This is a genomic window from Spirillospora sp. NPDC000708 (assembly GCF_040299565.1).
Classification (GTDB): Bacteria; Actinomycetota; Actinomycetes; order Streptosporangiales; family Streptosporangiaceae; genus Spirillospora.
On sequence record NZ_JBEPCJ010000167.1, the window covers coordinates 1 to 10,417 of the forward strand.

The window sequence follows — 10,417 nt, forward strand, 5'->3', positions numbered from 1 at the left end:
TCCATCGCGAAGCGACGCCGAAGGCGCCCTTGACTTTGGAGGGGCGGCCCCGTACGCAAGCGCCACCCCACCACCCGAACACCCCTCTCGCCGATCTCCCGAACACCGTCACTGATCCGGCGTTGAACAGCTCTTTCGGATGACGAGAATGACTTGCCGTCCAGGCGTATCGAGTGCCTCCACATGATCTCGCCGGGCAGGTCGGCGTCCTCTTCTGCTTGGCGAACTTCCCCTTCACCGAGCATTAGGTCACCCCCCGAGACAAACGATGACGCCTGCTATTGCTGCGTGCGCATCGGCGCCCTGCTCTGGCATCAGCGCGTTTACTCGGCGGCGAGGCAGTGCGGGCCAGCGGCGGAAGATCCGCACCTCACGAAGGACAGCGCTGCCCCAAGGCGCCGGGCGGACGGTATCCGGGACGGTCGCGGAGGTGGGTGGGCTTCCGGGGCGCCCCGGGGTGGGGGCGCCCCGGGGTGGGGGGCGCCCCGGAAGGGCCCCTTAGCGGCGGGCGGTGATGCGGGTGGGGAGGGACACGAAGCCGCGGTCGTTGGAGGAGTGCACCCGCTCGGCGCCCGACTCGTCGATCTCGTAGTCGGCGACGACGGCGGTGACCTCCTGCAAGGCGATGCGCGCCTCCAGACGCCCGAGGTTCGCGCCGAGGCAGTGGTGCCGCCCGTTGCCGAAGGCGAGCGACGCGCCCGTGTCGCGGTCGAGGTCGAAGCGGTCCGGGTCCGCGAAGACCGACGGGTCGCGGTTCGCGGCGCCGGTGAGCAGGAGCACCTTCGCGTCGGCGGGGATCGTGACGCCGTGCAGCGTGATGTCCTCGGTGGCGGTGCGGGCGAGCACCTGCGACGTCGGCTCCCAGCGGAGCGTCTCCTCGATCCAGTCGTCGATGCGGCCGCCGAGAGCCCGTGCGCGCTCCTCTGGGTGCAGCCAGGCGGCGTGCCACGCGTTGCCGAGCGTCAGCATCGTGGTCTCGATGCCCGCGCCGACGAGCAGGATCAGCACGCCGACGATCTCCTCGGGGGTAAGGCGGTCGTCGCCGTCGGCGGCGTCCAGCAGCCCCGACAACAGGTCGCCGCGGCGCTCCTTGGACCGCTCGATCGTCAGCTCGGTGTAGTAGCCGACGAGGGCGCCGATGGCCTGCAGTGCCTCGGGCGGCAGGTCGTCGCCCTCCTCGCCGCGGTACATGATCGCCATGCCGAGGTCGCGGACCATGCCGCGGTCGGCCTCCGGGACGCCGACCAGCTCGGAGATGACGTCGGTGGGGAAGCGGCCGGCGAAGTCGGTCATCAGGTCGAAGGTGTCGCCGTCGAGGTGCGGCAGGACGCACTCGCGGGCGATCTCGCGGATGCGGGGCTCCAGCTCCTGGACGCGGCGCGCGGTGAAGGCGCGCGACACCAGGCCGCGCATCCGGGTGTGCTTGGGCGGGTCCATGGCGACGAACGAAAAGAACTTCTCCGCCTCCGGACCCCAGAACGCCGGTTCGATGCGCAGGCCGTTCCGGCTGGAGAAACGCGCTGAGTCGCGGAGCGCGGACAGAACGTCGCCGTGCCGGGACAGCGCCCAGAAGTCGTCCGTTTCACTGCGATAGACCGGTGACTTTTCGCGCAGTTCCGCGTACACCGGGTAGGGGTTTTCCTGAGTCGCGAAGTCGAACGGGCTGTAGAAAAGATCCACCATGTGCCTTCCCGGGTAGGTCATGCGCGTGGACCGATCCTGCCACGCATAATGGTGTCCTGCCATTTCACTTCCGTCGCGGTTTCGCGGCGGGCGACGAAGCGAGGCCGCGTGGACGCTGAGCTGGTTCCGCCGGGGATCGACCCGACGAAGGCGCACCCCTCGCGCAGGTACAACTACTGGCTCGGCGGCAAGGACAATTTCGCGGTCGACCGGGAATCGGCGGAGATGGTGGCGTCGGCGTTTCCCACGGTCGGCCTCGCGGCCCGGGAGAATCGCGCCTTCATGCGCCGGGTGGTCGGGCACCTGGCGGGCGAGGCCGGAATCGGCCAGTTCCTCGACATCGGCACCGGGCTACCGTCCGCCGGCAATGTGCACGAGATCGCGCAGGGCATCGACCCGTCGGCGCGGATCGTCTACGTGGACAACGATCCGATCGTCCTGGTGCACGCCCGCGCGCTGCTGACGAGCGAGCCGCAGGGGCGGACGGCCTACATCGACGCCGACCTGCGCGACCCGGAGAAGATCCTCGCCGACGCGGACCTGCGGCGAACCCTGGACCTCTCCCGGCCGGTCGCGCTGATGCTGGTGGCGACGATGCATTTCATCACCGACGACCACGACCCGTACGGGATCGTCCGGACGCTGCTCGGCGCGCTGCCCTCCGGCAGCCACCTGGTGATGACGCACGCCACCGGCGACTACCTGACGCCGGAGGAGTACGCGGTGAACGTGGAGGCGAACGAGCGGAGCGGAGTGCCGTTCCGGCTGCGCAGCAGCGACGAGTTCGCGCGCTTCTTCGACGGCCTGGAGTTGCTGCCACCCGGCGTCGGGTCCGTGGTGGAGTGGCGTCCGGAGGAGCCGCCGGAGGACCGTCCGGCGGTCGACGACGTATCGATGTTCTGCGCGGTGGCCCGCGTGCCGTGAGCGGTGGCCTGCGTCGCCTGGTCAAGCGCCGAGGACGGACCGGATCGTGTACCGGGCGTTGGCGGAGATGATCGGGTTCGTGGAGCGGTAGTACGGCAGCTGGATGACGGCCATGGACAGCGCCCAGCCGCGTCCGCGCAGCCAGGTCGCGTCGTCGGCGTCCACGGCGTCGCGGAAGGCGGGCCGCGCGCCGGGCGGCAGGAGGTTCCAGGCGGGGATCAGGTCGCAGGCGGGGTCGCCGATGCCGCAGGTGGCGAAGTCGAGAACGCCGGAGAGCCGTCCGGCGCCGTCCACGAGCAGGTTGCTCGGCATGAGGTCGGAGTGAAGCCAGCAGGGCGGGCCAGCCCAGTCGGGCGCGTGGAGCGATTCGTCCCAGGACGCCAGGATCGCGGCCGCGTCGAAGGGCTCGTCGGTGCGGCGCAGCTCGGCGACGGCCGCGCGCATCGCCGCGTCGACGGAGGACAGCGGGCCGCCGCGGTACGCGGGCGGGCCGCCGGGGATGTCGATCTCGCGGAAGGCGACCACGAAGCCGGCAAGGTCCCGGGCGAGCCCCAGCTCAGCCTCGCCTTCAACCCCGCTTTCGGCTCCGGTCCCGGCCTCGGCCCCGGCCCCGGCCCCGGCCCCGGCCCCGGCCTCGGCCCCGGTCCCGGCCTCGGCCCCGGTCCCGGCCTCGGCCCCGGTCCCGGCCTCGGCTCCGGTCCCGGCCTCGGCTCCGGCCCCGGCCTCGGCTCCGGTCCCGGCCCCGGCTCCGGTCCCGGCCCCGGCCCCGGCTCCGGTCCCGGCCCCGGCTCCGGTCCCGGCCCCGGCCCCGGTCCCGGCCCCGGTCCCGGCCCCGGCCCTGGCCCCGGCCCTGGCCCTGGCCCCGGCCCCGGCCCCGGCTCCGGCCCCGGCCTCGGCCCTGGCCTGGGTTTCGACCCTGGCCCCGGTCCTGGCCCCGGTCCCGGTCCCGGCCTCGGCCCTGGTCTGGGTTTCGGGCCTGGCCTGGGCTTCGGGCTTGCCTTCGGTGGGGGTGCGGCCTTCGAGCCATCGGTGCACTGCCCACGGCCATGGGAAGCCTTCGGCGGGGGCGCCCGTCCCGGCGACGGCCGGGATCGCGACGGGCAGGCGCGGCGCGAGCTCCGGCAGCCACCGCGTCTCCTGCTCCAAGGCCCGCACCCCGCCCGCCGTTAGCGGCAGCCGGACGGACAGCGCGGAGCCGAGCCGGTAGACGGCGTTGACGGTCCCGCCGGACGCGACCCGCTCGACGGGCAGCCCGGACCACTCCGGGAACCGGCCGCGCACGAGCCGCCGGACGAGGCCGGCGTCGGTCTCCACCTCGCCGTCGTGCATCTTCGCCATCGCGCCAGCAGACCCGACACCGCGCCGGACGGTCAACCGGATTCCGGTCAGGTGAGGGGCAGGACGCGGCGGGCCTCGGCGTGCGCGTGGTCGTGGATCTCGAGGGCGGCGGCGAGCGCCGCGTCCAGCTCCTCCAGGGTGCGTTCGACCAGGTCGAGGGCGTCGCGGGCGCGTTGCAGGCCGGACGACTTGACGAGGGAGCCGCGGGCGAGGCCGTCCAGCAGGGCGCGGTCGGCGTCGCGGTAGCGGGAGAGCGCGGGCATCAGCCGTTCGGCGTCGGCCCGCAGGGCGGTGAAGCCGTCGGCGGCGGCGGCCAGCTCGGCGGTCCGGGACTCCACGGCGGCGCGCTCCTCGTCGAGGCGGCGCCGCGCTGCGGCGAGGTCGGCGTCCGCGGCGGCCGCCTGCTCGACGGCGTCCCGGACCCGCTCGTCCAGCCGGTCGAGCTGCGCGCGGGTGAGGCGGAGCAGGGCGGTGGCGGACGCGTCGAGCGCGTCCTCGGCGTCGCGCGCCGCGTTCAGCTCCGGCAGGCGGGCGTCGAACGCGTCGCGCTGGGCGCGGAGCGCGTCGAGGTCGGCGCGCAGGCCGTCGAGGCGGTGGAGTTCGGCGAGTTCGGCGCGGACGGCGGCGTGCTCGCCGGCGGTCGCCTGCATCGCCTCCACGGCGGGCCGCAGCTCGGCGAGGCGGCGGCGGTCGGCGGCGACGTCCGCGCGCATCCGGGCGAGTTCGGCGGTGGTCTCCTCGAAGTGCGCGACGAGGTCGCGCCCGAGGTCGCCGCCGCGGGCGAGGGCGGGCAGCGTCTCCAGCAGCTCGGGCAGGTCGTGCAGCGCCTCGTCCAGCCCGGACACGAACCGGAACGCGGCGAGGTCGTCGCCCGGCGGGACGGCGCGGGCCTCCGCCAGCGCGGCGGCCAGCGCGGCCTTCAGTGCGGCGAGCGCGTCGGCGGACGCGTCGGCGGGCGCGTCGGTCATCGGGCGGGCCTCTCCAGGGGGACGGGCACCGGGTCGGCGTCCGGCGCGACGGGGAACAGGGCGACGACGGGGCCGCGGGTCGCGGCGCGCAGCCCGAGCCGGTACGCGCCGGGCGCCAGCCCGGGGGCGCGGCACGGCGCGGGCCGGCCGTCGACCTCGACCGGCAGCGTCCCGGCGTCGTCGAGCAGCAGCGACGGGGCGCCGAGCGCTGGTTCGCGGCGGTGGCACAGCAGCAGGTCGCGGCCGTTGAGGGCGGCGAACCGGCCGGGCCGTCCGGGGACGGTGATCTCGGCCCCGGACGGCAGGCCGTCCCGGATCCGGTGGATCGGCAGCCGGACGTCGGGCAGCGGCGCCTCCCGGAACACCCCGTCGGCGAACAGCGCGGCGCCCTCCACGGCGGCGTGCGGGCCGAGCGGTGCGGCGCCCGCGAGCGCGGCGGCGACCGGCGGGAACGCGGCGAACCCGCCGGTCAGCACGGGCCGCGCGGACGCGGCGGACCAGCGGCCGGCGAGGGCGGTGAGCCGCGCGCCGACCGGCTCGAACGCCTCCAGCAGCGCGCCGGCGGTGATCTCCAGGTCGCCGGCGCGGACCGCGAGCGCGTTGCGGAACAGCGCCTTCTCCCGGGCGGTCGCGAGGACGGCGGCAAGCCGTTCGGTGTTCCGCGCGGCGGACGCCGCGAACTCGCGGCCGCGTCCGGGCGCGACGGCCTCGGCGAACGCGTCGCCGCCCGCGGCCGCGTCGAAGGCGGCGTCCACGAGCCGGACGGACTCGCCGGACACCTCGCACAGCCCGAACCCGGTGCCGGACGCGCCAGCATCGCAGACGAGGTAGCGGCCCGGGCCGGTGCGCGCGGCGGCGTGCGCGGCGACGGCGGCGAACCGGCCGATCAGCGTCGCGGGCCCCACCGGCAGGACGGTCGCGTGCAGCAGCTCCTGCCGGGCGAGGCCGGCGCCGTGGTCGCGCCAGTGGTCGGGGACCACGCAGGTGACCGGGCGGCCCGTCCCGGCGGCGCGGGTGAGCGTCCCGGCGATCGCCTCGGGCGGCGGCGTCGCGACCACGGTGAGGCCGGCGGCGGTCCGGATCCGGGTGGTGGCCGTCCCGACGTCGACGGCCGTCACGACCGGCCGCCGCCGCCCCGCCACAACCGGGCGGGCTTGGACGCCTTGAGCAGCGACTGCGCCCGGTCCGCGTGGTGCTTCAGCTGCTCGCGGGTGCTCTCGTCGATCAGCAGCTCGCCGTCCTGGTCGGCGGCGGCGGTGATCTCGATGATCCGGTGCCAGAAGCCGATCTCGGCCACCGCGACCGCCGCGGCCTGGGTGCGCAGCGACGGCCCGACGCCCGGGTACCGGGTGATGGCGCGGGCGAGGTCGAGGGCGCGGTTCGCGGCGTCCGGCTCCTCCATCTCGGTGAGGGCGAGCCGGACCTCGCCGATGACGTCCACGACGGTGCCGGCGGTGATGTTCGGCAGCCCGGTGAGGAGCGTCTCGGCGATCTGGGCGGCGGGCACGCCCCGCGCCATCTCCTGGGCGCACAGCGCGGCGATGTGCCCGGCCGGCGCGTTCTGCGGAAGGTTCGTCAGCACGGTCATGAAGGAGTCCTTCGCGAGTTCCGGGAAGAGCTGCTCGGCCTCGTGCCGGCAGACCTGGTAGTCCGCGGCGACGCCGAGCGACGGGACGCTCGCGCGGGCGGCGAGCATCGCCTTCGCGACGGGCAGCGCCTCGGCGGGCGGCGCGGCCATCAGCCGGCGGGCGAGCATCAGGACGGGTCCGGTGCCGCCGGCGGCGGCCCAGCCGCCCGCGCGCAGCCAGGCGGTCAGCGTCTCGCGGCGCCGGTCCGCGCGGCCCTGCGGCATGGGCCGCGTCCACACCGACCGGAATCCGTCCCAGTAGGCGGGGTGGTCGGCGGTGGCGGTGCCGGTCACGTGGTGCGGGGGCGCGGCGAGCCACAGGAGCAGCCCGTCCAGCATGCCGAGGGACGCGGCGTCGGACGTGGTGGCCCGCGCCAGCCGGCCCTTCAGGAGCAGCGCGTCGCCCGCCGGGATCCGGTCGAGCGACGCGAGCCAGTCCGCGAGGCCGTCCAGGACGAGGGGGAGGCGGCGCGCCTCGGCGGCGAGGGCGAGGACGTCGCCGACGCAGGCGGTGTCGTGCCCGGCGAGTCCGGCGAGCTGGTCGCCGCTGAGCGGGGTCAGCGGGGAGAACAGCAGGTTGCGGAACAGGCCGAGCAGCGACGCGGGCAGATGGTGGGTGAGGCTCTCGTACCAGGCTTGGAGCGGGGCCGGTTCGCCGCGCCCGACCGTGGTCATCAGCGCGCACACCACCCGCGGGGACCGGGCCAGCTCGCCGAGCGTCAGCGGCCATCGCGGGCCCGTGGCGGTGACCGCCGCGGGGCCGATCGCCTCGCGGACGACCAGCGCGGCGGCCTCGGCTCCGACCTCGTCCAGGTCGCGTTTGGGCGCGGTGACCAGCGCGGCGAGCAGTTCGTCTGCGCGTCCGAGGTCGTGGGCGAGCTGGAAGTACGGCAGTGCCAGTGCCGCGCGCGCGCCGGCCGGGACGTCCTCGCCGGTCCAGACCAGCCCGCGGACGGCCGCGCACAGCTCCCGGAACGGCGTCACGGTCGTGCCCGCGACCTCCGCCCAGCGTTCGCGCAGCAGCGGGACGTCCTCGGGGGCGCGTTCTCGGATCAGCGCGTACAGGATCTTCCGGGCGGCGGCGTCGCCGAGCTCGCGGTGGCGTCCGGTGGTGAGCAGGTCGCGGATGTCTGCGGGGTCGTAGGTTCCGCGTTCCACGGCCTGCAGCACGGTCGCGGGCCAGTCGAGGCCGCCCAGGACCCGTACCACCGTGCTGGGGTCGGTGTCGACGAGCGGGTCGGTGGCCTGCGCCAGATGCGCGACGACCTCGGCATGCGAGCGTCCCCGGTCCCCGAACAGGTCGGCGAGCATTTCGGCGTAGGCGCGGCCCGGTGTGTCGCGTTCAGGGAGTCGTGGTGTTCGCCAGTCGAGTTCGGCGGTGCGTTCACGAACCTGCCGGGCGAACGCAAGCGAGACGTTGCGGTTGCCGCTCTGGTCCCAGGTCGCCGCGGAGAACCGGGTCCGCCACCCGTAGGGCAGCAGCGCCGCGACCGCGTCCAGGAACACCAGCCGCTCCACAGCGGTCAACTCCGGTGCACCGGTCACGGTGACGGGACCGTCGATCAGCAGCGACGCGGCCGCGGCGACCCGCTGCACCCCGAACCGCCCCAGTGCCTGCGCCAAGGTTGCCGGATCCAGCGGCGCCACCCGCAACTCCACCCCCTCGGGCGGGAACGGCGGCGTCACCCCCGACAACGCCTCATACAACCCCGCATACGACACCGGCACCCCACGCAGCGCCTCATACGGCACACACAAATACCGGGTCTCGGCGATCGGGCGGCCCGCACCGTCGGCCTCGCCGGTCCAGTCCTCCAACGCCACACCGATCCGGGTGCCGTCATCACCGCCGCGCACCTCACTGATCGTGATCCACGGCAACGCAGCCGGCCCCGACCGCCCCGGCGACGGCGTCCCCAACGCGAAATGCCGCAGAATATGCGCATAGTCAGCCGCCGAGAAATCCGGACCACCACACCCGGTCACCCGATACTCGTCATAACTACCCGGCGGCTTACCCCGGACCGCCCACCCGGCCCGCAACACCACCGCCCCCCGCGCGGAAGCCTGGTCCATCACGGCTCGCCCACGTTCCCGGCCAGCCACATGACCGGCTCCAGCACGTTGATCGGCGCCACGTCGCCGCGGATCCGGAACCGGTCCTCGCCGGCGAGCCCGTCGCCGCCGTCGGACTGCTCGGCGATGTTCAGGTAGTCCTCCGGCTGGAAGCGGTTCTCCACCGGGTCGCGGTAGAAGCCGATCGCGGACGTCACGAAGTAGCGGGTGCGGGACTCGCCGAAGTGCGAGCGGATGCCGCGGAGCAGCGAGTTCACCGGGTCGTGCGCGTGCGTCCCCCGGTACAGGTCCTGGAAGAACTCCAGCGCGCGCGTCTCGTCGACCCGCGGCATCCCGAAGATGCTCGCGGGCGGCGTCACGTAGCCGAGCCGCACGGCCCGCTCGTACACCTCCGGATGGTCGAACTTGGTGATGCAGACGGCCAGGTGGTGCGGGAGCTTGTGGTCGACGCCGCTGGTTCCGGCCAGCTCCGAGATCTGCAGGACGGTCCGCTGGAAGAACGCGTAGGCGTCGTTCATCTCGCGCTCGCGGGTCGGGTCGAACAGGAACAGCAGCCCGTCGCAGCCCGCCAGGTGCCGGACGAGCCGCTCCTCCGCGTCGCCTCCGCCGGCGTCGCCGGACCCGCCGTCGCCGTCGCCGGCGGAACTGCTGAACCGCAGCCCGGACGACGGCTCGCGGGCGGCGCGGTCCTCCGGGCGGCTGCTGAACATGCCGCCGGGGGCGTCCATCATGTCCAGCGTCACCGTGTACGGGACGGGCCGGCGCCGCTTGAAGCGGAGCCGCCCGGTCTCCGGGCGCACCTTCTTGATCTGCGTGCCGTGCAGCTGCCAGGCGAGGTTCGGCGGCAGCTCCCGGGTCGCCGGGACGAACCGGCGCTCGATCTTCAGCTGCCGGGTGGTGTCGGCGAGGAACTCGGTGGACGCGCGGTTGCAGCCGACGAGCCGGACGTCGTGCCCGCCCTCCTCGGCGGCGATCCGCAGCGCCGCGAGGAACGTGGTCTTCCCGCAGGTCGGCGCGCCCCACAGCCCGATGCGGCGGGGCTGCGGCGGCGCGGGCGGCGGCGGCCCGGCGGCCGGCCCGCCGCCGGCGGGCTCGTCGGGCCGGGCTTCCTGCTCGGGCGGGGTCGGTTCGGTCATGCCGGGCCTTTCACGGGGTCGGGCCTTTCACGGGTCGTGCCTTTCGAGGCGGGGCTCGGAGGCCGGGATCTCCTGGAACGCGGGCTCACGGGACGAGGGGGAACGGCAGCGGCGGCGACTCGCCGTCCGGCAGGACGCCGAGGACCTTGGCGAGCCCGGCGGCGTCGGCGGAGTCGAGGTCGGTGCGGTGGGCGGCGCCGAGCACCCCCCACTCCGGGGGGTCGCGCCGGCGCGCGTCCTGCGCCGCGACGGCCTGCCCGGGGACCTCCTTCGGGGCGGGCGCGTCGGTCACCGCGATGAGCCGCACCCCGGCCGCCTCCAGGTGCGCGACGGACTGCCGCCAGTTCAGCCGGCGCGGGCACGGCTCGACGGGCCGGAGCACGTCGCCGTGGCCGCTGCCGGGATGCGAGGGGCGGCCCGCGACGGTGAGCAGGATCCGGGCGCGGCCGTCGCGCGGGCCGTTCAGCAGCGCGGCGGCCCGGTCGAGGGAGTCCTCCAGCGGCGCCGCGCGCGCGCCGAACGGACCGGACGGCGGGAACGGCAGGTCCGCGAGCGTGCGGGCGGCGTCGTGGGGGGGGGGGGGGGGGGCCCGCGCGCCCCCCCCCCCGGGGGGGGTGGTGTGGGGGGGTGGGGTTTGGGGGGGGGGGCCCGGGGGGGCGCCGGGG

General features: G+C 75.3%; 8 protein-coding genes. 1 reads left to right on the top strand and 7 read right to left on the bottom strand.

Going from position 1 to position 10,417, the window contains the following annotated elements; genetic code table 11:
• Positions 1 to 498: 498 nt before the first annotated feature.
• Positions 499 to 1,683: a cytochrome P450 gene (locus ABT299_RS51065; RefSeq protein ID WP_500255285.1), complete on the bottom strand. Its 1,185-nt coding sequence runs from the start codon at positions 1,681 to 1,683 to the stop codon at positions 499 to 501.
• A 108-nt stretch (positions 1,684 to 1,791) separates the two neighbouring features.
• On the opposite strand from ABT299_RS51065, the gene ABT299_RS51070 reads away from it, so the two are divergent.
• Positions 1,792 to 2,607 (top strand): SAM-dependent methyltransferase, encoded by an 816-nt coding sequence (locus ABT299_RS51070; protein ID WP_500255286.1) that lies wholly within the window; start codon positions 1,792 to 1,794, stop codon positions 2,605 to 2,607.
• 21 nt (positions 2,608 to 2,628) lie between these two features.
• On the opposite strand, the gene ABT299_RS51075 is transcribed toward ABT299_RS51070, so the two are convergent.
• The 6 genes from ABT299_RS51075 to ABT299_RS51100 all read right to left on the bottom strand — a co-directional run.
• A complete protein-coding gene (locus ABT299_RS51075; RefSeq protein ID WP_500255287.1) occupies positions 2,629 to 3,945 on the bottom strand; it encodes an aminoglycoside phosphotransferase family protein in 1,317 nt (438 codons plus the stop codon).
• Positions 3,946 to 3,992: 47 nt separating this feature from the next.
• Positions 3,993 to 4,913: a hypothetical protein gene (locus ABT299_RS51080; RefSeq protein WP_500255288.1), complete on the bottom strand. Its 921-nt coding sequence runs from the start codon at positions 4,911 to 4,913 to the stop codon at positions 3,993 to 3,995.
• Complete coding sequence (locus ABT299_RS51085) at positions 4,910 to 6,031, bottom strand: hypothetical protein (protein ID WP_387030958.1); 1,122 nt, start codon at positions 6,029 to 6,031, stop codon at positions 4,910 to 4,912. Before ABT299_RS51085 ends, ABT299_RS51080 begins: the two co-directional genes overlap by 4 nt.
• Positions 6,028 to 8,397 carry a hypothetical protein gene (locus ABT299_RS51090; RefSeq protein ID WP_500255289.1) on the bottom strand — a complete coding sequence of 790 codons (2,370 nt, stop codon included), beginning with the start codon at positions 8,395 to 8,397 and terminating at the stop codon, positions 6,028 to 6,030. The genes ABT299_RS51085 and ABT299_RS51090 overlap by 4 nt, the downstream gene beginning before the upstream one ends.
• A gap of 218 nt (positions 8,398 to 8,615) precedes the next feature.
• The gene (locus ABT299_RS51095; RefSeq protein WP_190859176.1) at positions 8,616 to 9,752 is read right to left on the bottom strand and encodes a DnaA/Hda family protein; all 1,137 of its coding nucleotides are present in this window, start codon (positions 9,750 to 9,752) and stop codon (positions 8,616 to 8,618) included.
• A gap of 85 nt (positions 9,753 to 9,837) precedes the next feature.
• The coding region (locus ABT299_RS51100; RefSeq protein WP_500255290.1) for a hypothetical protein at positions 9,838 to 10,417 on the bottom strand (580 nt) is incomplete at its 5' end.